At 67.5% G+C, this 23,589-nt stretch carries 21 protein-coding genes; 12 read left to right on the forward strand and 9 right to left on the reverse strand.

Translation table 11 applies throughout. The features are described 5' to 3' along the window. Positions 1-2: 2 nt before the first annotated feature. Together VI480_RS09705 and VI480_RS09710 are read right to left on the reverse strand one after the other, a co-directional pair. On the reverse strand, positions 3-1,235 hold the full coding sequence (locus tag VI480_RS09705) for a PLP-dependent aminotransferase family protein (RefSeq protein WP_323672631.1): 1,233 nt from the start codon (positions 1,233-1,235) through the stop codon (positions 3-5). A gap of 86 nt (positions 1,236-1,321) precedes the next feature. Further along, positions 1,322-1,726, reverse strand: coding sequence for a nuclear transport factor 2 family protein (locus VI480_RS09710; RefSeq protein ID WP_323672632.1), 405 nt, complete (start codon positions 1,724-1,726; stop codon positions 1,322-1,324). Between the two features lie 188 nt (positions 1,727-1,914). Between VI480_RS09710 and VI480_RS09715 the strand changes: the two genes are divergently transcribed. Next, positions 1,915-3,132: an ABC transporter ATP-binding protein gene (locus VI480_RS09715; RefSeq protein WP_323672633.1), complete on the forward strand. Its 1,218-nt coding sequence runs from the start codon at positions 1,915-1,917 to the stop codon at positions 3,130-3,132. On the opposite strand, the gene VI480_RS09720 is transcribed toward VI480_RS09715, so the two are convergent. Next, complete coding sequence (locus VI480_RS09720; protein ID WP_323672634.1) at positions 3,129-3,944, reverse strand: LLM class flavin-dependent oxidoreductase; 816 nt, start codon at positions 3,942-3,944, stop codon at positions 3,129-3,131. The genes VI480_RS09715 and VI480_RS09720 overlap by 4 nt on opposite strands. A gap of 157 nt (positions 3,945-4,101) precedes the next feature. Continuing rightward, on the reverse strand, positions 4,102-5,706 hold the full coding sequence (locus tag VI480_RS09725) for an acyl-CoA carboxylase subunit beta (RefSeq protein ID WP_323672635.1): 1,605 nt from the start codon (positions 5,704-5,706) through the stop codon (positions 4,102-4,104). A 211-nt stretch (positions 5,707-5,917) separates the two neighbouring features. On the opposite strand from VI480_RS09725, the gene VI480_RS09730 reads away from it, so the two are divergent. Next, positions 5,918-6,112 (forward strand): type II toxin-antitoxin system VapB family antitoxin, encoded by a 195-nt coding sequence (locus VI480_RS09730; protein WP_323672636.1) that lies wholly within the window; start codon positions 5,918-5,920, stop codon positions 6,110-6,112. Beyond that, entirely contained in the window at positions 6,109-6,498 is a 390-nt protein-coding gene (locus tag VI480_RS09735) for a PIN domain nuclease (protein ID WP_323672637.1), read from the forward strand. Before VI480_RS09730 ends, VI480_RS09735 begins: the two co-directional genes overlap by 4 nt. 10 nt (positions 6,499-6,508) lie before the next feature. Here VI480_RS09735 and VI480_RS09740 read toward each other — a convergent pair whose 3' ends face one another. Then, positions 6,509-7,237, reverse strand: a complete 729-nt coding sequence (locus tag VI480_RS09740; RefSeq protein WP_323672638.1) for a SprT family zinc-dependent metalloprotease — start codon at positions 7,235-7,237, stop codon at positions 6,509-6,511. Between the two features lie 133 nt (positions 7,238-7,370). Between VI480_RS09740 and VI480_RS09745 the strand changes: the two genes are divergently transcribed. From VI480_RS09745 to VI480_RS09785, 9 genes are all read left to right on the forward strand, one after another. Then, positions 7,371-8,720 (forward strand): HNH endonuclease signature motif containing protein, encoded by a 1,350-nt coding sequence (locus tag VI480_RS09745; protein WP_323672639.1) that lies wholly within the window; start codon positions 7,371-7,373, stop codon positions 8,718-8,720. Between the two features lie 92 nt (positions 8,721-8,812). Continuing rightward, positions 8,813-9,904: an LLM class flavin-dependent oxidoreductase gene (locus VI480_RS09750; RefSeq protein WP_323672640.1), complete on the forward strand. Its 1,092-nt coding sequence runs from the start codon at positions 8,813-8,815 to the stop codon at positions 9,902-9,904. Between the two features lie 70 nt (positions 9,905-9,974). After that, entirely contained in the window at positions 9,975-11,174 is a 1,200-nt protein-coding gene (locus VI480_RS09755) for an aromatic ring-hydroxylating dioxygenase subunit alpha (RefSeq protein ID WP_323672641.1), read from the forward strand. A 50-nt stretch (positions 11,175-11,224) separates the two neighbouring features. Continuing rightward, positions 11,225-11,752 (forward strand): cupin domain-containing protein, encoded by a 528-nt coding sequence (locus VI480_RS09760; RefSeq protein ID WP_323672642.1) that lies wholly within the window; start codon positions 11,225-11,227, stop codon positions 11,750-11,752. Between the two features lie 30 nt (positions 11,753-11,782). Next, positions 11,783-12,532, forward strand: coding sequence for a 3-oxoacyl-ACP reductase family protein (locus VI480_RS09765; protein WP_323672643.1), 750 nt, complete (start codon positions 11,783-11,785; stop codon positions 12,530-12,532). Further along, the gene (locus VI480_RS09770; RefSeq protein WP_323672644.1) at positions 12,529-14,199 is read left to right on the forward strand and encodes a thiamine pyrophosphate-binding protein; all 1,671 of its coding nucleotides are present in this window, start codon (positions 12,529-12,531) and stop codon (positions 14,197-14,199) included. Before VI480_RS09765 ends, VI480_RS09770 begins: the two co-directional genes overlap by 4 nt. A 37-nt stretch (positions 14,200-14,236) precedes the next feature. Continuing rightward, positions 14,237-15,742: a 2Fe-2S iron-sulfur cluster-binding protein gene (locus VI480_RS09775; RefSeq protein ID WP_323672645.1), complete on the forward strand. Its 1,506-nt coding sequence runs from the start codon at positions 14,237-14,239 to the stop codon at positions 15,740-15,742. Further along, positions 15,739-18,102, forward strand: a complete 2,364-nt coding sequence (locus VI480_RS09780; protein WP_323672646.1) for a xanthine dehydrogenase family protein molybdopterin-binding subunit — start codon at positions 15,739-15,741, stop codon at positions 18,100-18,102. The genes VI480_RS09775 and VI480_RS09780 overlap by 4 nt, the downstream gene beginning before the upstream one ends. Next, positions 18,099-19,001: a VOC family protein gene (locus tag VI480_RS09785; RefSeq protein WP_323672647.1), complete on the forward strand. Its 903-nt coding sequence runs from the start codon at positions 18,099-18,101 to the stop codon at positions 18,999-19,001. The genes VI480_RS09780 and VI480_RS09785 overlap by 4 nt, the downstream gene beginning before the upstream one ends. A 29-nt stretch (positions 19,002-19,030) precedes the next feature. Here VI480_RS09785 and VI480_RS09790 read toward each other — a convergent pair whose 3' ends face one another. From VI480_RS09790 to VI480_RS09805, 4 genes are read right to left on the reverse strand one after another with little or no spacing between them, the layout of a single operon-like run. Then, the gene (locus VI480_RS09790) at positions 19,031-20,017 is read right to left on the reverse strand and encodes a CobW family GTP-binding protein (RefSeq protein WP_323672648.1); all 987 of its coding nucleotides are present in this window, start codon (positions 20,015-20,017) and stop codon (positions 19,031-19,033) included. Beyond that, positions 20,017-21,099, reverse strand: coding sequence for a DUF1295 domain-containing protein (locus VI480_RS09795; protein ID WP_323672649.1), 1,083 nt, complete (start codon positions 21,097-21,099; stop codon positions 20,017-20,019). The genes VI480_RS09790 and VI480_RS09795 overlap by 1 nt, the downstream gene beginning before the upstream one ends. Beyond that, positions 21,096-21,890 carry an SDR family NAD(P)-dependent oxidoreductase gene (locus VI480_RS09800; RefSeq protein WP_323672650.1) on the reverse strand — a complete coding sequence of 265 codons (795 nt, stop codon included), beginning with the start codon at positions 21,888-21,890 and terminating at the stop codon, positions 21,096-21,098. Before VI480_RS09800 ends, VI480_RS09795 begins: the two co-directional genes overlap by 4 nt. Next, on the reverse strand, positions 21,887-23,575 hold the full coding sequence (locus VI480_RS09805) for an amidohydrolase (protein WP_323672651.1): 1,689 nt from the start codon (positions 23,573-23,575) through the stop codon (positions 21,887-21,889). The genes VI480_RS09800 and VI480_RS09805 overlap by 4 nt, the downstream gene beginning before the upstream one ends. Positions 23,576-23,589 lie beyond the last annotated feature (14 nt).

Here is a 23,589-nt window from a genome sequence, read left to right on the forward strand (position 1 = left end):
GGCTAGTTCGCGGCGATCACTTCCGCGAGGGCAGCGACCCCTTCGCGGATGTCGTCCTGGGAGAGGCTGCCGAAGCAGAGGCGCATACGGCGTGCGCCCCAAGCGGGTTCTACTGACCAGGCTGCGCCTTCGTTGAACTGGATGCCTCGCTTGGCCGCTGGCGCCAGATAGCTCGACGTGTCGGTGCCGGTGGGGAACGTGAGCCACACGAAGATGCCGCCCTTGGGGTCGGTCACCTGCACCGGTCCGCCGAGCTTGATCGCCACTTGTGACAGCGCACCCATGTGGGTGTTCACGGCGCGGCGCATCACCGCGCATTTCTCTCGCAGCGTTTCCCGCAGCTGGGCTACGTGGTCGTCGAAGTGGGCTGCTGCGTACTCGGCGAGCACGAGCTGTTCGATTGCGCCGGTGCCGGCGTCGTCCTTGAGGGCCATGAGCTGGCGCACGATGGGCACGTCGCCCACGATGTAGCCGACGCGGAGCGCAGGCGCGATCGACTTGGAGAACGAGCCGCAGTAGATCACCGCGCTCGGCCCCTCCGATTCCGCGCAATCCAGCGCACGCAGCGTCGGCGGGCGCTCGCCGATCCACTGGAGATCGGAATAGCACTCGTCCTCGAAGATCGGCACGCCGAAGTGCCGAGCGATGGCCAGGATCTCTCGCCGGCGCTCAACCGGCATCACCGAACCTGTGGGGTTCTGGACTGTCGGGATGGTGTAGATGAACCGGGGCGGCGTGCCGGCTGCAGCCAGCTCGTCGAGCAGGCCGGCAAGCCGTTCCGGAACGATCCCGTTGTCGTCGAGCTCGACGCCGACGCACCTGGCTCCTCGCCGGGCGACCTTCGAGATCATCCCCCCGTACGTCGCCTCTTCGGCAACCACGACGTCCCCCGGGCGCAGGAACGCTGCGTTGACCAGATCGAGCGCCTGCAGCGAACCGGACACCACCAGCACCTGCTCGCTGCTCGTCGGCATGTGCGCATTCGCATCCAGCGATCCGGCGACGAACGCACGCAACCCCTCGAAGCCCTGCGGATTGCCGCCGAGGTTGTAGGTGGCGAGTTCGGAGCCATGCTTCGTCAGCACTGACATGGCTGCCTCGGTCAGGCCGCCGACCGGCACGCTCGGCGAGTCGTTGTTCCCGCCTACGAAGCTGAAGCGCGGGATCGGCGTCCATGCCCCTGCCGGCCGTGGCAGGCCCTCGGCCATCTTGCCGGTCATGTCAAACGTCGGCATGTCGAATGCGCTCGCGGGCGCGTTGCCGTTCGGTAGGCCGGTCTGCGGCACGATAGCTCTCTCCAGTAATGCTCGGCTGGTCCGGATCAGGCGTCCGAGACAACGATCCGCTGCGCGAACAGCCACTGGCCGTCGATCTTGCGCACGATGTCGTCGTAGTGCCCGACCAGCAGGATCCTGCCACCGTCAGGCAGCGGCTTGACCATCTGCAGGTGACTGAACACAGTGGCCTCGGATCCGTCGCCGTCGGCCACGACGTTGGTCACCCAGTGCTGTGCGGAAGCGAACTCTGCGTACTGCTCTTCGGTCGAGTACGCGGCGGCGAACGCCCGTAGCTCGTCCCGGCCGTTGAAGGTACCGACGATCCCGATGAACTGCCCGTCGGGAGCGAACGTATTGGCGTACCCGTCGGCATCGCCGGTGTCGATTGCCTTGTTGTAGCGGGAGATGAGATCCCGGATCTCTACTCGATCATCATTCGTCAGCGCCACAGCTCGCCCCCCGTGCTCTGTCGGCCTGTTGGCGTCAACCTACTGCGGCACGGGTCGCGTGGCTCCGGCCCTCCGGGCGTCGGCTCCCTTGGGCGTTAGCTATGCCTACTGAACTGCGGCAGGCATCATCACTATTCAGCATTCGGCCATCTGGATACGTGCCGAGTCCCCTGCTTATACTTCGATTGGTGCGCACGGTCCGGGCATTTCGGTCAAAGCGAGACCGGCGGTACGCCGACCCGGCTGCGCCGGACGACCTGGCCCGGAACGGCCGAGATCGGCACTGGCCGGGCGCACGCTCGATCGTCCTCGATGGTGTCACCCACTCGTACAGCCAGGCCCACGGAGTCAGTTCCCCCGAGGGCCTCGATCCCGCTGAGGAAATCGCCCAGGGCAGCTATTCGGTGTACGACCTCTCGCTGCGTGTCGAGCCCGGCGAGTCGGTCGCGCTGCTCGGCCCCAGCGGGTGTGGCAAGACCACGCTGCTGCGCCTGATCGCAGGGCTCGAACGTCCCCTGGCCGGCACCATTCAGCTCGGCGAGAGGTTCGTCTCGGGACCGCCGGGGCGAGGTGGTTCCTGGCTGGCTCCCGAGTCGCGCCGTGTCGGGATGGTGTTCCAGGACTGGGCGCTGTTCCCGCACCTCACTGTGGGGCGAAACGTCGGCTACGGGCTCGAACGCTCGAAGCGGACTGCCGGCCGCATCGCCGAAGCACTCGACCTGGTGGGTCTGTCCGGGTTTGCCGAACGCATGCCCTCCACGCTGTCGGGCGGGCAGCAGCAGCGCGTCGCCCTGGCGCGGGCACTGGCCCCTCGGCCGGGCGTGCTCTTGCTGGACGAGCCGTTCTCCAATCTCGACTCATCGCTGCGCGAGGACGTTCGCAGCGAGGTCCGGCGGTTGCTCATCGAATTGGGCATCACGGCCGTCTTCGTAACTCACGACCAGGACGAGGCCTTTGTGGTGGGCGACCGCGTGGGCGTGCTCTGCGAGGGCCGTCTCGCACAGGTCGACACGCCCGATGGCCTCTACCGCCGGCCCGTCGACCCCTTCGTGGCCGATTTCGTGGGCACCGCGTCATGGGTGCGTTGCGGCGCCTCGGATGGATTCGCGCACACCCCGCTCGGACGCCTCCCGCTCAGCGACACCACTGGCGCGAACGGTGATGGGGCGGTATCGCACGGCGCCGCGCGCACTGTCGATGTGATGTTGCGACCGGAGCAGCTCCGCCTGGCCCAAGGCACCACAGCCGAGGTCGAACTGGTGGAGTTCTACGGGCACGACTCGATGGTCGTGGCGAATCTCGACGGCACTCAGCTGCGCGTGCGCTGCGGACCCGATCCCGAAGTGCGCCGCGGCGACTCGGTCGCTGTCGAGTTCACCGGCACCAGCGTCGTTGCATTCGCCTAACTGCTACTCGCACGCAGCGGGGAGATGACCTGTTCGGCGAAGCGGTGTGCTGGCTCGGCGCTGTCGGGGTTGCCGAAGTCGAGCACGAAGTGCCGGATTCCCACATCCACCAGCGAAGCCAGGAATTCGGCGTACTCGGCAGACTCGCTGTCAGTCGTGGGCAGTGCGCGCTCGACGGTGGTGGACATCTCCAAGCCCGCCGGGTCGCGTCCGAGACGTTCGAGTTCGTCCAACACGATGCCGCACTTGCGTCGCAGCGCTTCGAGGTCCCGCCGCCATGGCGTGTTCCAGATATCGGCATGGCGGGCGGCGACCTTCAGGCCGATCTGCTCTCCCGAGGCTCCGATGCAGATCGGCGGCGGCACTTCAGGCAAGGGAGGTGCCGTTGCGCCGTCGATGCGGTAGTGCTGGCCCTCGAAGCTGGGGTCGTCCCGCGTCCACATCAACCGGCAGATCGTGACCACCTCTTCGAGCTGGGCGAATCGCACCTTGGGCGAGGGGAACTCGTAGCCGTAGGCCTCGTACTCGTCGCCCCGCCAGCCCGCCCCGATGCCCAAGATGAACCGGTTGCCCGACAGGTACTGCAGCGTCGCCGCCATCTTGGCTGTCAAAGCCGGCGGTCGGTAACCGTGCCCGAGCACGTGATGGCACAGCTGCACATCGGGCAGGCGAGCCGCACACCAGGTGATCGTTGTCCAAGCTTCGAGGAACGGATCGGTCTTGGCGTCGAACCCGTAGAAGTGATCGGCGATCCAGAGCGAGTCGAAGTGCCCGATCACCTCAGGCAGGAGCCACTCCACCTGATCGGCCACGATCGGCCGATGGTCACTCCACCGGTTGCCGATGCATGGCGACAACCACCCGAACCTGAGCCCATTTCTCGAAGTCACGGCGTCACGCTAACCGTGCCCTCGCGGTGGCCACTGGGCGAACGCGGCGCTCTGCTCCTGCATCGCTCCCCTGGTTGAGTCAGGGGCGGACGGCGCGCTTGTTGGGGCGGCGGGCCAGCTCCTCCAGCACCGGCTGGGCCAGCTTCACGAAGGTGCACGCCAGGCGGCGGGTCTCTCGTGGATCGATGAGATCGACGACGTCGCCGTGCATGGCTGCCTTGAACGGCGAGCGGAGCCGCAGCAGCCGCTCTTCGATCATCTCTCGATGTGCTTCTGGATCGGGTGCGGCGTCGATCTCGCGCCGGTATGCCGCCGCAACGCCGCCCTCGATCGGGATGCCGCCCCACTCCCCCGCTGGCCATCCGAAACGCAGGTTGAGCGCATGAGGCAGGCCGATGCTGTTGGGCGCATCGGCAGCCACGCCATATGACTTGCGGACGTTGAACTCCACCTTGGGCACGCTCGCCTCTGCTGAAGCAATCAGGGCGCGCACGCCCCGGCGCATCGTGGCCTTGCGCTCCGCGGCGGAGCCGAGCATGAAGCCGGGCATGTCCAGGAAGATCAGCATCGGCAGGTTGAACGCGTCGCACAGGTCCACGAAGTGCGCGTACTTGTCGGCGCCGTCGCCGTCCATGGCACCGGCCAGCCGCATCGGGTCGCTGCCGACCACGCCCACGCTGTAGCCGTCGAGCCGGGCGAAACCGGTGATGATCGCTCCGGCGTAGTGGCGGCGCATCTCGAAGAACTCGCCGTTGTCGACGACGTGGCGGATGAGCGCTCGTGCGTCATAACCGGCCCGCCGGTTCGTGGGGATGATGTTCAGCAGCTCCTCAGGCCGGCGATCGGGCGGGTCGCCCGTGTCCACACGAGGCGCCACCCCCGAGGTGGTGTTGGGCAAGTACGAGAGAAACTGGCGGATCTGGTCGAACGCGTCCTCCTCGCTCTCGGCCACGTTGTCGACCTGGCCGCTCTCGTACACGTGCATCCGGTAGCCGCCCAGTTCCTCCTTCGACAGCGTCTCGCCGGTGGCCCTCTGCACCACCGGCGGCCCCGACGGGAAAATCTGCGACTGGCCCTTCACCATCACCGTGAAATGCGACATGAGCGCCGCAGCAGCGGGCCAGCCCGCGACCGAACCCATGATTCCCGCAGCCACCGGCACCTTGGTCAGCATTTCCACGCCTTGCCACCACATGTCCCCCTCCGGCAGCGCCATCTGGCCCGACTCCTCGTCAGACCGTGAGCTGTGGCCGACGCCTTCGCGCAGCTGCACGTACGGGATGCCGTAGGTGATGGCGAGCGGCTGGGCGAACTGGTGCGGGATCTTGTGGACGTTGTGCGGGCTGCCACCCGAGATCGTGAAGTCGTCGCCGCCGATTGCCACCGGCCGCCCGTCGAGCTCGGCGAGGCCCATCACGTAGCCACCCGGCGTGAACCCGATGATGTTGCCCTCGTCGTCGTACTCCGGTCCGCCCATGAGCCCGCCCATCTCGATGAACGTGCCTGGGTCGGCCATCTTGGCGATACGTTCGCGCACGGTGTACCGACCGCCCTGGTGCTGGCGGTCGATGCGGTCGGGCCCGCCCATCTCGGCAGCGAGCTCCTTGAGGTATGCGATCTCGGCGATCGCATCCTCCCAGGACATCCCCGGCTTCCACGTCTCCCGATCTGGATCAACTGGCATTCGTGCGCTCCGATCACACCGCTAGGGCCGTGCACGCGACTGTGTCGACGACCGCAGAGCGTGCTCCATCCAGTGCCCCTACGAATGTATGAGGCGCAGACGGCCCATGCCGCAGTTCGATGTGTAGAATTGAGAACAATATACACATAACTCATTTTGCGCATATCGGCAAACATGCAGGCAGCTACGACCAAGGCGCGGGAGGCCAGACATGCGCACGAACATCGAGATAGATGACGAGCTGATGGCGGCGGCCATGGGCGAGGGTGGCTTCCGCACCAAACGGGCGGCCGTCGAGGCAGGGCTGCGCCTGCTGGTTCAGACGAGAGCACAAGGCAGTATCCGGGCCTTGCGGGGCAAGCTCGGCTGGGAGGGGTCACTCGACGAGATGCGCACTGATCGATGATCGTCGTCGACTCATCGGTCTGGATCGATTTCTTCAACGGGGCCGGCACTCGCCAGACCGACCTGCTGGATCAGTTGCTCGGCAGCCGACCGATCCTCACCGGCGATCTGATTCTCGCCGAGGTCCTGCAAGGATTCCGGGACGAGGACGACCTCCGCAACGCCCGAGCGGCGATGGACACGCTGATCTTCGAGCCGATGGTCGGACGGCAAATCGCCATCGCCAGCGCGCACAACCACCGGACGCTGCGCGCGAGGGGGATCACGCCCCGCAAGACCATCGACATGCTGATCGCCACGTTCTGCATTGAGAACGGTCACCAGCTCTTGCATGCAGACCGTGACTTCGAACCCATGTCCGACCATCTCGGGCTGATGGTGCTCTAGCGGCCCGAAGTCACATCGGAAGCGTGCCCTCGACCGACCGCAACGCACGCTTGCGCTCGGCGACGTCGGGGAGGATCGTCTCGACGAGCGCCCAGAACGCCGGTCCATGGTTCCGTTCGGTCAGGTGCGCGAGCTCGTGGACCACCACGTAGTCCAACAGTCGAGGGGCGAGCATCACGAGCCGCCAGTTGAACCTGAGCCGGCCGTCCGCGGCGCAGCTCCCCCATCGCTTGCGCTGATCTCCAATGTGGATCTCCGGCATGGAGTTACGTCCGAGATCGGGCCACCAGCGGTCAACGCTCGTCGTGACGTGCTCACACGCACGCAGCCAGTACCACTCGGCGACTGTGCTGCGAACTCGTCCCGCGGCATTCGCTTCATCGGTCTCCAGAGGCAGGAACACCTGCAATTCCCACGGCCGGAAGCGCACGTCGACATCGGCGACGCCCCCGTTGCCGACGACCACGTTCACTTGCCGGCCGAGATATGGAACCGAGCTCGGAATCTCGCACGGCGCCGGCGATGCGCGCGGTGCCGCAGTGTGCGCGAGTATCCAATGCGCCTTGTTGCGGACGAAGGCCGCTACCTCCTCAGAAGGCGTGATTGCAGGCACCGCGACGCGGACGCCGCTGGGTCCAGCAGAGATCTCCATCGTCTTGTGCCGGCGCGTGCTGCGCTTGATCTCGTAGTCGATCACGGCATCGCCGAATCGAATCCAGTCATGTTCGGTGAATTCCATCCCACGATCCTGACCGCGGGGTGTCACATCACCCGGTTCGTTTTCCGATGGCACTACCGCCCGCAGCAGCAGGCCGATGGGCCGATGGCTGTGTGGGCGTATTCGTGTCACAGCCCCCATTTAGTTTGAACGCATGTTCTCACACGTGCAGCAGGCGCTCGATTGCCTCGCAGCAGCGCTCGACTGTGTCGATACGGCGCCTACGGGTGAATTGCGCCGCACGCTTGGGCTGGCGAAGTCGCTGCGCTCGCGTGTCGAGTTGCTCGAGACCAAGGCTGCGTCGGTGGTCGCGCAGCGAGAGCGTCACGGCGACGGCGGCGCAGGGTTGCTGAACCAGGTCGGCGGGCGGTCTCGCGCCGATGCTGCCCGCAACGCGCGCACCGAGGCCGAGCTGGCTGAGCTGCCGGTGGCCCGTTCAGGCGTCGCTGAAGGAGAAATCAGCTTCGCGAACGCCGCCAAGCTCGCTCAGGCGGCGCGCAAGACCAGCGCCGACGCCGTGCAGGCAGATGCCGATCTGGTGCAGATGGCCAAGACGCTCCCCGACGACGAGTTCGCCCAGGCCGCTCAGCGCTGGGCCATCCAGCATCAAAGCGCCGACGATCTCGCCGTGCAGCATCGGCGCAACCGGCGCAACCGCCATGTGCGGTTCTGGAACGGCGAGGACGGATCTGTGCAGATGCGCGGTTCGTTCGATGCCGAGATGGGCGCCCGCATCCAGGGGCGCCTTCGCCGTCAGGCTGAATTGCTTCGCCAAGCAGACCGCCGACGCCAGACGCACTCGCAGCCCCCGGGGACAACCTGTGACGGTGGTGACAGCGACGCTGGCTCCGTGCCTGAAGCGGCCGTGCGCACTCGCGACCAGCGCATGGCCGACGCCCTCGACACACTCCTCGCCACCAGCGCTGAGCCAGACGGCGACGCCGAGCCGGCATCAGAGACCATGCCGTCCTCTCCGGCCGGCAGCAAGGCAGCCGAGATCATCGTGCGCTCCGACCTGGCCGCATTCGTCGGCACGCCCGGCGGCATCGCCGAGATCTGCGGCGGCGGCCCGATCCCACCCAGCACCGTGGCGAGGCTGGCGTGCAACTCCGACGTGTGGATCGAGATCTTCGGCGACAACCTCACACCGCTGTATGAGACCGTCGCTAGCCGAGCACCCACCGCCGCACAACGACGCGCGCTGATCGCCCGCGACAGAGCGTGCATCGGTTGCGGGGAACCGCCCGGCGCTTGCGAGGCCCACCACATCACACCCTGCCAACGCGGTGGCAAGACCCGCCTCGACAACCTCGTGCTGGTGTGCTGGCGCTGCCACGACCTCATCCACGACCACAACTGGCAGGTGACCATCCGAGACGGCCGCTACCGGCTCGCTCCCCCCGACCCCGCATACCAAGCCGAGCCTGCCCCGCAGCGCAAACCCAAACACCCCGCACCGCTCCCGACGGGAGACGAGTCGCTGTGGGAAGACCCCGCGGCCTGAAAGCGGCCCGTGACGGGGTGCGGTGGCCGCAGTAAGTTGCGGCAGCGAGGTGCCGGGCTGTGCGGCGCCACTGAGCCTGACAGGGGATCACGATGGAACTGGGGCTGTTCACCATGCCGAGCCACCCGCCTGAGCGCGATCTGCGCGAGGGCTGGGAGTGGGATCTGCAGGTCATCGAGTGGGCCGACGAGTTCGGTTTCGGCGAAGCCTGGATCGGCGAGCACCATGCGGCCAAGTGGGAGCCGCATCCTGCACCGGACCTGCTGACGCTTGCGGCGCTGCAGCGCACCAAGAACATCCGCATCGGCCCCGGCGGCTTCCTGATGCCCTACTACCACCCTGCCGAGCTGGCTAACCGGATCTCGCTGCTCGACCACATCTCCGAGGGACGGCTCAACTTCGGTGTCGCCGCGAGCGGACTTCCCAGCGACTGGGAGATGTTCGGCGTGGACGGCATGGCCGGCGAGAACCGCGAGATGACCCAGGAGTCGGTGGAGTTCATCCTCAACCTCTGGAGCCAGGAACCCGGCTGGACCCACGAGGGCAAGCACTGGAAGGGCTCGGTGCCCCACGGCATGCCCGACATGGACCTCGTGCATCACCTTCGCCCGCTGCAGCAGCCCCATCCGCCGATCGGTGTGGCGGGGCTCAACTCACCCTCGCCGACGCTGGAGATGGCGGGCGAGAAAGGCTGGCTGCCGCTCAGCCTGAACCTGAACCCGCAGTACGTGAGCGGGCATTGGGATTCCTACGAGGCAGGTGCTCGCCGGGCAGGGCGGGAAGTCAGCCGCAGTGACTGGCGGATGGTGCGCGAAGTCTTCGTCGCACCGACCGATGAGGAGGCCTGGGAGCTGTCCTACGGCGGGATGATGGGCCGGATGATGACCGAGTACTTCATCCCGCTGCTCGGCGCCTTCGACTTCCACAAGTTCCTCATTGACGAGCGCAACCCACCTGCCGACGGCGTCGTCACCGTGGAGTACTGCGCCCGCAACAACTGGTTCGTGGGCTCACCCGAGACGGTCGCCGCATCGATCGAGAAGGTCTACGCCGACGTCGGCGGGTTCGGCCATCTGCTGCTGTTCTGTTTCGACTACTCCGAGGCACCCGAGGCGTGGCGCCGCTCGATGGACCTGCTGGCCAACGACGTGATGCCGCGGGTGGCACACCTCACCGGAGACTGAACCTGCGCGAACGCTGAATGCTGCCTCAGCCCGCCGAGTCCGGCGATTGGGGCGAATACAGTTGCACGACATGGTGTCGGCACCGCGCGCAGCGACTTCGCCAGCACTTCGTGCCGTTCGAGCTGAGGCCGAGGCGCTGGTCGATCTCGCCCGGCGCCGCATCTCCCAATACTCGGGCGTCGGCGCCCGAAGCGCGGCGCGACGGCCGCCGATCTGGCCTCCGGCTCCAGAGCTGCCCAAGGGCGACCCCCGTCTCGGACTGCGGGATCGCTGGTACCTGCTGGGTGTCGCAGACCTAGTGGGTGCCCAACCGGTGCCGACACGCCTCCTCGGAGAGGATTTGGTGGCGTGGCGCGACGGCGACGGCGAGGTCCGGTTGATGGCCGACCTGTGCCCGCACCGGGGCGCTCGGTTGTCGGTCGGCAATGTCGTCGGCGGGCAGCTGCAGTGCGCGTATCACCACTGGCGGTTCGACGGCGAGGGCCAGTGCACGTCGGTGCCGTCGCAGGGCGGCGCCTGCTCGCTGGCCGAGCGAACTCGCGTCAGCGTGAACTACCCCGTCAGCGAGCAGGCCGGCTATCTGTGGGCTTGGATCGGCGAGAGCGAGCCTGTGCCGCTCAGGCTTCCGGCTGAGTTCACCGACGGGCGCTACTCGACATTCCCCGAATCCGTGGAGTGGGGCGCCAACTGGATGCTCGGGCTGGAAAATCTCGTGGATCTGATGCATGCGCCGTTCCTGCACGCCCGCTCGATCACGCTCAACGAGGGGATCACCAACGACCGGGTGGTGGTCGACGACCACGACGACGGCTTCGAGGTCCGCCGCCGAGACCAAACGGGCACCAACTTCGATTGGATCGACATCCACACCGGCGCGCTCTCTTTTGTGCGTCTGGATATCCCGCTGCCGCCCAGTGCCGGGCCGGGCCCGCCGCTGCGGATACTGGGATTCCTGACGCCGCGTGACAATGCAGCGACGTTGGTGCACTTTCCCCGCTTCCGTGCGGTGTCGGGCCGCGAGCGTCGCATCTGGCGAACGCTGTACCGGCTGCGCCTGCGCGGCACTCATCTGCACGTGCTCAATCAGGACAAGGAGATGCTGGAGAGCCTGCGCACCGTCGAGGAAGCCCGCCGCGACGAGCATCTCGCGCAGGCCGACCGGCCCGTGGTACACCTGCGCCGGGCGCTCGAGCCGGCCTTCGCTGAGCAACGGCAGCGCTTCGGCCTCGAAGAGCCGCCACCCCCGGCGCCCATTGCCCTGGCTGACTGACACTGGACCCCACTTAACCTGCGACCGCCGACCACCACAGGACACCAACGATGAGCCAGACCACCGCCGACACGGCGCCTACAGCCGCAACTGCCGAGTTGGAGGCTCGGATCGACGACATGTGCGCCATGCGCGACACCCGTCGGGAGGATTGGGACACCCTGGCGTTCCAGACCAAGGCAGGCCCGCAGTACCGGCGCGCACAGATCCGCTACATCGGCTCGGGCGGCACCGGCAACCACGCGGGCGACGAACGGGCGCTGGCTGCAGAGCACTTCACGTTCTCCAACATGCTGCTGCCGCCGGGCGCCGAAGGTCCCGAGCACACCCATCACGACGTGGAAGAAGCGTTCTTCGTGCTCGAAGGCAAGCTCGAGGTGACGATTCACCACGGTGATGATTCGGCCAGCCGGCTGCTCGGCTACCGCGATCTCATCAAGATTCCGGCCGGCACTGCCCGGTCACTCCGCAACGTGGGTGAGACCGACGCATTGTTCGTGGTGATGCTGGGTGCGTCGAAGCCTCAGCTGCCCACCTATCCCCCGCACTCCCCCATGGCGGGGATCTCGCGGGACTAGAGGCTGAGCCGCCGCACGGCCAGCTCCAGCATGAGCCTGCACGGTCGCTGCGTCGTCGTCACCGGCGCCGGGCGCGGGCTCGGCGAGGCCATGGCGCATGCGATCGCGGCCGAGGACGGGTCGGTTGTCGTGGCCGAGTTGGTGCCCGAGCGCGGGGAGCAGGTCACGAGCGACATCAAGGCCGCCGGCGGTGCTGCCGAATTCGTCCCGACCGATGTGAGCGACGAGTCGTCGGTCGCCGATCTTTCTGCTCATGTCGCAGGCAGTGGCGGGCTCTGGGCTCTCGTGAACAACGCTGGCCTGGCCGATGCCGTGGGCGGCAAGACTTTCTGGGACATCACGCCTGATGAATGGGACCGGATTCACACCATCAATGCTCGAGGGCCGTGGCTGGTGAGTCGAGCGCTCGCCCCGCAGATGATCGGCACAGGCGAAGGCCGGATCGTCAATATCGCATCGGATGCGGCGCTGTACGGCTCGCCCCGCCTGGCGCACTACGTCGCCTCGAAGGGAGCGCTCATCGCCCTGACACGAGCGATGGCCCGTGAGCTGGGCGACCACGGCATCACCGTCAACGCTGTGGCACCGGGGTTGACCGAGGGGCCGTCGGCAGAGCGGATCCCCGCAGAACGCCACGCGCTGTACGCCGCCAACCGGGCCATCACGCGACCCCAGCAGCCAGATGACGTCGTGGGCGCTGTCAATTTCCTGCTGTCGGACGAAGCCGCCTACATCACCGGGCAGACGATCGTCGTCGACGGCGGCTTCGTGATGCCATGAGTGATGGTTCTCCTCGAAATGGCGGCGACTTGCTCGTCGAGGTGCTGAGGGCACTCGATGTCGACGCTGCGTTCGGCGTGGTGAGCGTGCACAACCTCCCCCTGGTCGATGCCCTGACTCATCAGCTGCGCTGGGTGCCTACCCGCAGCGAGGCGGCTGCCGTCAACGCCGCAGACGGCTACGCCCGCGTGAGGGGCACGCCTGGCTGCGCGGTGACCTCCACCGGCACCGGTGCAGCGAATGCAGCCGGCGCGCTTGTCGAAGCCCTGACCGCCGCCTCTCCGGTGCTGCACGTCACCGGCCAGATTCCCAGCGAGTACCTGGGATGCGGCCGTGGAGTGATTCATGAGACCCGTAACCAGCTCGGGATGCTGCAGGCCTGTTCAGTGTGGGCGGCAACTGTCGAGGCCGATGCCTCGGGGGCCTTCACTGCGGCCGCCAGGCGCTTGGGCCGCCACCCGCGCGGCCCGGTCAGCCTCGAGTGGCCGGTCGACCTGCAGTACGGCGAACCGGCCTCGTTCGAGGCAGGCGAGAACGGCGCAGCGTCGAGCTCGCCGAGTTCGCCCGAAGTGCCCGGACCTGACGAGGGTGCACTGGATCGGGCCGCCGAGCTCGTCGCTGCTGCGGAACGGCCGCTGGTGTGGGCGGGAGGCGGCGCTGTCGGTGCCAGCACGCAGGTCGATGACCTGCTGCGCCGGACCGGAGCTGGCCTGTTCACCTCCAACGCGGGCCGGGGCGTGCTGCCCGAGACCGATGCACGGGTCATCGGAAACTTCGCGGCCTCGGCGGCGGGCGCCGAATTGCTCGACCATGCCGACCTGCTGATATCGGTCGGCACCCACTTCCGTTCCAACGAGACGCGCAGCTACCGGCTCGCGGTGCCGCAAATCCACATCCAGATCGACGTCGACCCCGCTGCCGTCGGGCGGGTGTACCCGGCCGATATCGGGATCGTGGGCGACGCCTGTGTCGTGCTCGATGCGCTCGGCCAGCGACTGGTGGGCGGAGCGACAGCAGCGCAGCCTTCTTGGACCGCTGCGATCGCCGCTGCCCGAGACCACTGCCGGGCGCAGCTAAGCCGCGACATCGGGCCATATTCGGAGATCTGCGCCATCATGGCGAGCACCCTCAGCGATGAGGCGCCTCGTGTCCGCGACATCACCATCCCGAACAGCTCCTGGGGCAACCGCCTGCTGCCGATCATCGATTCGGCCAGCAACGTGGTGCCCCGCGGCGGCGGCATCGGTCAGGCTGTGGGCATGTCCATCGGCACTGCTGTCGCCCGCCCCGACGAGCCGACGATGGTGATGATCGGCGACGGCGGGCTCGCGCCGCAGATAGGAGAGTTGGCCACCCTCGCCCAGGAGAACCTGCCGGTCACCGTCGTGGTCTTCGACGACGGCGGCTATGGCGTGCTGCGCAACACCCAAGACCAGCACCTGGGCCGACGCTCAGGCGTCGACTTGCTGGCCCCTGATCTGGCTTCGGTGGCAAGTGCGTTCGATCTGGGCTATTGCGATGCGACGACGCCCCACGACTTCGCCCGTGCGTTCGAAGCAGCCATGAACGCGGGAAGCCCGCAGCTGATCCGGGTGGACTGCGAGACACTCGGACCGATGCCGACGCCATTCGTGCCGCCGGTCGAGATGCCATCGGCAGACCGATGACCATTCCCCTCACCGCCCCATGTCGAGACACGCTGCGATGACTGTGGAGCCAGAACTGGCAGCGGATCCGTCGAGGAGCGGGCTGATCTCGCGCAGCCACCTCGGCATCGAGCCGTTCGCACTGGCCCGGCCGGCGTCACTGGCCGAAGCTGCGGCCAATGTGGTCAACGGCGCGTGGGCACACGCTGGCGGCATCGACGTTGCACAGCGCCTGCGAGACGGCGGGCAGGCGCCAGCCCTCGTTCCCTTGCGCCAAGCCGGTCGAGGCTCCGGCAGCGATTTGGATGTGCTCACCGATATCTCGCTGCGTGACGGCGCGCTGTTCATCGGCGCGGCGGTCACCCACGCCCGCATCGAATCCGACGCGCTGGTGCGAGCCCATCGCCCTGATCTGGCTGCCGCGTGGCGGACAATCGGCAACGTGCGCATCCGCACTGCTGGCACCGTCGGCGGCAATCTCATGTCGCTCAACCCCGGCTACGACGCCGCGCCGATCCTTGCAGCGGCCGGCGCCGAACTGGTCTTCGTCGATCCCGACGGCGGCGAGCAGCGCTGTTCGGTTGCCGATCGGGTCGCGGGCAGGCTGCTGGTGGGCTGCCAGGTGCCGCTTGAAGGCCGTGTCGTCTTCGACCGATCGCTCAAGCCGGTCGCTTCGGTGGCCGTTGGCAACCGGCATGCGGCTATCGGCTGCGCGTACCGCGATGTCGAGGTCATCGAGCTTGACATCGGCGCCGATGGAACCGTCGATCTCGATGCCCTGCGTGCCGGGTTGGACCCACTCGGCGAACCGCTGGACAACGCCGATGCCTCATCCGGATACCGGCGACGTGTCATCGAGGTACTCATCGAGCGCTGCGCTCAAGCACACGCCAGAGGCGGCTCGGCGAGTGCCGGATCTGGCGGCGGAGAGCCATCGGCCACCGACCTGCCCCGGCGCCCGAACGCCGTGCCAGCAGGGCCACGCGACCAAGCCGCTGCACTACCGGACGACAGCCATGCGGCTGGCGACGCCGGATCGGTCGAACTTCAACTGCACCTGAACGGCGAGCCGTTCGAAGCGGCTGCGCCGGCATCGGAGATGTTGGTCGAGACGATCCGCAGTCGGGCTGGCCTCGGCGGTACACGCGTCGGCTGCGATCAGGCTGTCTGCGGTGCCTGCACGGTGCTGGTCGACGGTCTGCCCACGGCGTCGTGCTCCACGTTCGCCTGGCAGGCCGCCGGCTGCGACATCCACACAATCGAAGCGGCCAATGAATCCCCAAGCGTCGAGCCGGCGGGAAGCCTGCCCGCTGTCATGCGCGCGGTGCAGCAGACGTTCGCCACCGCCAGCGCATTCCAGTGCGGCTACTGCACACCTGGCCTGATCCTGACCGCCAGCTCACTGCTGGCACACGATCAGGAGCCCGATCGCAGCACGATCGTGGACTGGCTCGATTCGAACATCTGCCGCTGCACCGGCTATCTGATGGTGATCGAAGCCGTCGAGGCAGCAGGAGCTGCACTGCGCAGCCGCAGCGACGCACACCCCGAACCAGCGCCATGACTCGGTCGGACGCGTCGCTCAAGGTCTCAGGCACTGCGCCGTACGCCGTCGACGTGGCACTAGCGGGGATGCTGCACGCCAAAGTGCTCCGCTCGCCCCATGCCCATGCGCTCGTCACCCGCATCGACACCACCGCCGCCGAACAGGCTCCCGGTGTGCGGGCAGTGCTCACCCGCCGTGACCTGCTCGAGGGTGAGCACCGTGATCGCTGGGCTGCCGGTGATGTCCAGCACCGCCCATCGAATGCGCCTCTCGTGGCCTCGCACAGCTACGGCTACTTCATCAAGGACCAGCCGGTCCTTGCGCTTGAGCGCGTCCGCTGCATCGGCGACCCGGTAGTCGCCATCGCTGCAGAGACCGAGCTCGACGCGGCCAGAGCGCTGTCGCTGGTGCAGGTCGCCTACGAGCCACTGCCGGCGGTCACGAACTTCGACGAGGCGCTGGCGCCCGGCGCACCGGAGATCTTCCCCGAGGCACCCTTGGGGATGACGCCCGCCTACGGCCAGGGCGCGAGCGGCGGTGCCCGGCAGCGCCCCAATGTCTGTTACCGCTTCGGCTACGAGACCGGTGATCCAGCAGCCTTCGAAGGCTGCGACCACGTCTTCACCGACGTCTTCGCGTTCGACGGTCGCCAGCAGCATCTTCACCTCGAACCGTTCGTCGCGGTGGCCAGGTGGTCGGCGCAGGTGACCGGCGACGACAGCCGGCTGGAACTGTGGTCGAGTTGCCAGAACCCCTTCCCGGTCCGCAAGGAGATGGCACGCCTGCTGGGCATCGGCGAGCAGCGGGTGCGCATGCATGTCGGTTATCTCGGCGGGGGTTTCGGGGCCAAGAACGGCTGCAAGACCGAGCCCATCGCCGCGCTGCTGGCGCTCAAGGCCGGCGCGCCGGTGCGCTATTGCCTGACGCTCGACGAGGGCTTCTGGACGATGCGCCAGCACAACGCCCGCCTGACGCTTCGCACCGGCGTCATGGCCGACGGCACGCTGGTGGCGCGTGACGCCGTGGTGCTGCTCGATGCCGGCGCGTACGCAGACGCCAGCCCGCTCGTGGCCGAGAAGGCCGGCTACCGCGTCGCCGGGCCGTACCGGTGGCAGCACATCCGCTCGGTCACCGACGCCGTGCTCACCAACACCACGCCTGCCGGACCGTTCAGGGGATTCGGAGGCACGCAGGCCAACTTCGCCTGCGAGAGCCAGATCGACATGATCGCTGACCGGCTCGGCATGGATCCGGTGGAGTTGCGCCGTCGCAACCTGATCCGTCTCGGCGAGCCGTACGTGCCGGGCGAGTCAGCCATGGACTCCGATCTCGTCGAGGGTCTCGATCTGGTGGCGTCGCACATCGGTATGGGCAGCCCTCGCCCGGCAGGGAGGGGTCGCGGTGTCGCCGTGGGCTTCAAAGACTCAGGAGGAGTGAACAAGCCGGCTCAGGCCCGGGTCAAGGTGGCCACCTCGGGCGACGCCTGGGTGCAGTGCGGCACCGTCGAGATGGGCCAGGGCTCCCAAACCGCCCTGCGGGAGGTCGCAGCACGCGTGCTCGGCGTGAGCCGCGAGCGGGTCCACTGGTCAGACATAGACACCGACCACACGCCATTCGATCAGGGCACCAACGCGTCTTCGGCGATCTCAGTGATGGGACAGGCGGTGCAGAAGGCCACCGAAGCTGCCCGACTGCGCGTCCTGCAGTTCTCGGCGACGGCGCTGGACGTCCCGGTCGAGCGGGTCGACTTCCGGGACGGCTTCGTGGTCGTCACACCTCCCGACGGCTCGGGCGAGGTTGAGCGCCGCCCACTCGCCCCGCTGGTCATGGGCTTCTACGGCGGCACCGGGTACGAGTTCACTGGCGAGGGCTTCTTCAAAGCGCCCACCGACCATCGGGCCCCGCTGGAATCGCCGTGCGTGTCGTGGGAGTACGGCTGGGGCGCAGCGGAGGTGTCGGTGGATGCCGAGACTGGGGCCATCACGGTGCACCGCTTGGTGGTTTCAGGCGATGCCGGCGCTGTATTGCACGAAGGTGCCTGCCGGGGGCAGGACGAAGGCGCCTCGATCATGGGGCTCGGCGGTGCACTGTTCGAGACCATGCGCTTCGACGGTCCCGTGCTCACCAACGGCAGGCTCGTCGACTACCGGGTGCCCCGAGCCAGCGACCTTCCGGCGGAATTCGTGTCGATCACCCAAGAACAGGGCCACGGCCCGGGGCCGTTCGGTTCGAAAGGCTTGGGCGAGGGAGCGATGCTGCCGATCGCGTCGGCCATCGCCAATGCCGTCGCCGATGCCACCGGAGCTCGCGTCACATCCATGCCCCTGACTCCAGAGACCGTGCTCGCCGCACTGGACGGAATACGGGGCGAGCAATGAGCCCCGACTCGCAACCGGGGAGATGGGCGATCACCCACCTGCGCCACATCTCGCTTCGCTGCGCTGCGTTCGACGAGAGCGTCGACTACTACGCCGGACCGTGGGGCTTGCAGCGGCTCGCCGATTCCGATGACGACACCGCGGTACTGCGGGCAACAGGCCCGGAGCATCACGTGCTTGAGCTGCAACGAGCAGGTCGCAATGGCATCGACCACATCGGCTTGGGACTAGCCGATGACCGTGCCGTCGACGCTGCGGCAGCCGGGCTGGCAGAACGCAGCGTGCGACTGCTGAGCGAACCCGCGAAGTTGGATCATCCCGGCGGCGGCTATGGATTCAGGATTGCGGATCCAGAAGGGCGTGTCATCGAGCTAGCCGCTCGCACCGAAGCCGTTGCGCCGTTCGACGCTGATTCCACACCGGTCAAGCTCGCACATGTTGTGCTCAACACGGCAGACATCGAAGCGCTGTGCACCTGGTGGTGCGACGTGCTGGGTTTCCGGGTCAGCGACTGGAGCGAACGCCAGATGGTGTTCCTGCGCTGCAACACCGACCATCACTCCATTGCGTTCAACCGGGCAGAGTGGGTCTCGCTCAACCACGTGGCGTATGAAGTGCCGTCGCTGGATGCCTACATGGCATCGCTGGGGCGGCTCAACCGCGCCGGACACACCGTCGGCTGGGGCCCCGGACGCCACGGACCGGGCAACAACGCGTTCGGCTATTTCGTCGACCCCGCCGGCACCGTTCCCGAGATCACCGCCGAAGTCCAGCAAGTCGACGAAGCCACGTGGGTGCCTCGCACATGGCCCCGCACGCCCGAGCTGTCCGACCGCTGGGGCACGGCCGGCCCACCCTCGGCCGAGATGCGCCAGCACATGGCCGGAGCGCCCGACTAGCCATCGGGGCTGCGCAGCCGGGTCCTCGGCTAACCGAGCTGCTGTAGGGAAACGGCTGCGCTGTCGACAGCTTCCTGGGAACTGCCGATCAACACGATCGCCGAGCAGTGGACGCCGGCCGCAGGAACTATGCGCCAACTCCGGCCGACAGCCTGCACCTCATGGCAACATCCGTCAGGGCTCGCGAACCACCCTTTCGTCCGTAGCAGCGAGGCTGGCGACGATTCGAACCAGCGGGCAACGTCGGCCACCTGCCACGGCCTTGTTGGTGCCACGACTGCAGTCGCCACCTCGAAGGGGTGCTCGCCCACGTCGGCTGGAAAGGTTGCTCCACGCAACGCTGCACCGATCAGCAACCGGGGATCGATGCGGCCATGTACCGCGGGAACGACCATGCGGCCCGGAGCAAGCTGGCCGAGTCGCTCCGTCAGGACTGCAACTTCTTCGCCTTCTACTTGGTCAACCTTCGACAGCACCACCAAGTGCGCCACGTCGATCTGACGACGCACGGCGGGTCCGATGCGCGGGTCGTTCAACTGGGAGGCCAGCTGCTGCGCGTCCACCACGGCCACGACACCGTCGAGCATGCAGCCCGCAGCCCCCTCGACGGCCAATGCCAGCGTGGCTGGGTCGGCAACTCCGCTGGCTTCCACCACGATGGCATCGCTCGTTTGCGAGACGGCCAGCCCTTCCAGTGTCTCAGCAAGGTCGTCCACCAGTGCACAGCATGCGCAGCCGTTGGTGAGTTCGACCCGGCCGGGCGCTCGTGACGCAACCTGCAGTCCCTCGATGGCCGCGGCGTCGATGTTCACGGGCCCGATGTCGTTCACCACCGCAGCAATGTGCAACCCGGCCGGCTCGGCGAGCAGCTGCCGCAGCACCGTGGTCTTGCCGCTGCCAAGGAAGCCCGTCAGCACCGTGACACCGACAGCGTCTCCACCACTGTCGCCGTGCCGCCGCCGTGCCGCCGCGATCGAGCCGACGGTGGCCTGCCATGCGGCGTCGATCTGGTTCATCAGTACAACCGGGGCACGATGCGCCACGGCACTTTGCTGCGGTACCGCTCCCACAGCTCGCCGTACTTGGCTGCGCAGCGTCGGTCGTCGTCGCGTTCACGCGGCACCAGCAGCGCCACGTAGTACAGCGGGTACAGCCACGGCCAGATCACCGCAGGCTGCCCCAGGGCCAGCGCGAGGCCAGTCGCCATGGCGATCTCGCCCAGGTAGTTGACGTGCCGCGACAGACCCCAGAAGCCGCCTGCGAGCAGGCTGCGCTCGCCGTCGGACAGCGCCCGAGGGGCCAATCCCAGGAATAGCCGCTCGGGGTCTCGCTTGAATCTGTACTTCTGCATGTTCGCCCCGCGCGCCAGCGTCCATCCGAACAGGAACACGACGGCGGCCACCACCGCCAGCCAGACGGGCGCATGCGGGTGCGGACGATCTGCCACCGCCCACAGCCCGACGGCGTAGAAGTACGGGTACCAGCACAGGCAGCCCCACACGAGCTTGAAACCCACCCGTTCCGCGAAGAGGTCGTAGGTGTACAGGTGGACGTGCTCGAAGACCAGGTAGTCGCACACGAACCAGCTGAACAGCACCACATACAGCACGACTCCCGGTGACACGTCATCGGGGTACGTCTCGAAGTGGTGGGCGGCGAACGAGAGAAGGTTGAGCTCGAGCAGCGTCGCGCCCGCCAGATACAGGTACATCTTGGCGTCGGCGCGGCCGCCGAACGGCTGGGGGTTGGCGCGGCGGCCGAGATAGAACTCAGCGAGCGGCCGCTTTCCCCCTGACGGCGCCCCTGGAACCACCGCGGCCGATGCCAGCAGTCCCAGCGCCACCGCCCCTGCCGTCCCCGACCAGCGATGGTGCCACAACCAGTCCCAGGCAATGACGCCGCTGGCACATCCGGCGCACCACAGCCCCACGGTGACCGCAAAGACCAGCAGGCCATTGATGCGGTAGCTCAGCGCCTCCCCGCTGCGTTCGTGGCGCGCGTAGCCGGTCACACGTCGCGCCGGCAGCACCAGATGCAGCACTCCGATGACAGCAAAGACGGCCCACGGAGCGAAGAAGCCCGCCAGAAAGTCCGTCACGTCACGTTTTCTGTGTTCCTGCCGATGAGGCGGACAGCGCCGCGACGGCTCAGCACGCGCCCCATGAGTACCGCTGTCATGCGGTTGACGAGTCCCGGCACGAAACGAGGCCCCCGGCTGAGTGCATCGAGGGTCTGGCGGGCGGCCTCCTGCGGGTTCAGCATGCCGGGCACCTTCTTGCCGAAGTTCTTCTCGTATCCCGGTGTGGGCATCGCTCCGGCGCAGCAGGCGACGACATCGATGCCCGCAGATCGCAGCTCGTACCACAGGCTTTCGGCGAGGTGCGTGTTGAACGCCTTGCTCGCTGCATAGACGGCGATGCGGGGCGTCCCTTGCAGGCCAGACAACGACGACATCAGCACCACTGCTCCGCGGCCCCGCCCGCACATCGCCGGTACCAGCGCCCGCACTGCCAGCATCGGGCCGCGCACATTGACATCTACCGCTCGGGTGATCTCAGGTTCGGAATTGTCCAGGAACGGGCCCAACGGCGCGAATGCCGCGTTGTACACGACGATTCCGACATCCAGGCCGTCGGCTGCGGTTGCGAGCCGCTCGACGAAGGCCGGATCGGCTAGATCGGCCACCACGCAGCGAACCACGATGCCGTGCGTGCCGCGGAGCTCGTCGGCGACTTCGGTGAGCAGCTGGCCCCGGCGTGCCACCAGCACCAGGTTCATGCCTCGGGTCGCCAACTCGGCTGCGAAGGCCGCTCCCAGACCCTCCGAAGCGCCGGCCACCACGGCCCATGCCCCGTATCTCTCCGGCAGGGAACGCACGCGTCGTTTCACGAGGTCGGCTCGCCTCCGAGCACCGTGTCGACCACGCCGATGTCTCGCAGCGCCATCGGATCAACTTCGTAGGGATCGTCGTCGAGCACGGTGAAGTCGGCCAGCTTGCCGGCCTCGATCGATCCCAGCCGGTCGTCGCGAGCCAGCACGTGGGCTGCGTCGATGGTGACCGCACGCAACGCCCGGTCCACTGAGATCCGCTCCCCCGGCGCCATCACGGTCTCACCGTCGGCGCCTACCCGGTTGACAGCGCACCACACGGCCAGCAGCGGCGACAGCGGCGTGACCACCAGGTTGAAGTCGCTGTGGAGCGCGAACGTGGCACCGGCCCGCTCCAGCGAGCCCAGCCGGGCCGTGGCCTCGCTGCGGTCCGGACCGAAACCGTGATCGGCGTGCAGCTGCGCACGGAAGTGCACGAAGTAGATGTTCACGCTGGCCAGCCCGCCGAGTGCTGCGAGACGCTTCGCCTGCGCCGGCGTCGAGATGCAGTAGTGCTCGATGGTGAAGCGATGGTCGAAGCGCGGTCGTGCGGCCTGCAGTGCAGCCAGCGTGTCCAGCGTCATGTCAACCGTGCGGTCGCCGTTGGCGTGCGAGTGGATCTGCACCCCCGCCTGCCAGAACGGTCGCATCCGCTCCACCATGTCCTCCCACGGCACCTCGCCGGTGTGGGCGGTGTCTTCGTCGAGGTATCCGGGCGAGTTCATCACCAGCGTCATCGACGGGTACGAGCCGTCGTTCACGTACTTCACCCCGTGGGTATTGAGCCGGTCGTCGCCCTCGGCCCTCTTGGAAGCCAGGAAGTCGAGCATCTCGGCGCCGTAGGTGCGCACCAGTTTCGGCTCGAAGGGGATCATGTAGATGCGCAGCGGGAACGTGCCCGCGGCAATGGCCGCTGCGTGATCGTCCCACTCGGGCTCGAACCCGTCGGCCATCCCCCACACCAGGTCCGCCGTGGTCGTGACCCCCGCGGCACGGGCGACCGCTCCCATGCGATCGATGGCAGCCCGGCCGGTGCCCGGCCCGAAGATCGACGCCGCGACGGGTCGATTGGCCCGCGCGGTCGCCTCGGTCTCCACGAACCAGCCGTTCAGCCGGCCGTCGGCGTAGCGGCCTAAGCCGTGACCGATCGAGTCGTCGTCCACCCCGATCAGCTCAAGCATCGGGGAGTTGGCATAGACGATGTGCGGCGCGTAGGCGCAGACCCACAGCGGCACGGTGTCGCTGATCTCGTCGAGCATGTCGCGGTCGAGGTGGCCGTCCTGGCTGGCGGGGTCGTAGCCCCATGCAGTCAGCGGCTTGCTGGGATCGGCATGCTCGGCGGCCAGCGCCCGGAGCTGGTGCAGCACCGCGTCACGGCTCGGCAGCCCCTTGCGGATGCCGGTCGGCGAGGCCGAATCAATGGGGCCGACGTAGTGCAGCCCCATGTAGGTGCCGCTCAGCCGCAGGTGGGTATGCGGGTCGATGAAGCCCGGAAAGATGATGTTGTCGGCATATCGGTCGTCGACGTCGTAGGGGTAGCGCCGCAACCACGGCTGCATCGACTCCATCGAGCCCACCGACACGATGCGCCCGTCTGCAACGGCGACGGCGTTGCCACGGGGCCTGCCCGGGTCCATCGTGTGGATCCGGGCCGCCGGGTACACCGTGATGTGCTCCATGCGCCACCCCGCTCGTGCTGTGGGCATCCCGCCCGGTTCTA

This window comes from Candidatus Poriferisodalis multihospitum (assembly GCF_028283155.1).
In the GTDB taxonomy this organism is placed as follows: domain Bacteria; phylum Actinomycetota; class Acidimicrobiia; order Acidimicrobiales; family Poriferisodalaceae; genus Poriferisodalis; species Poriferisodalis multihospitum.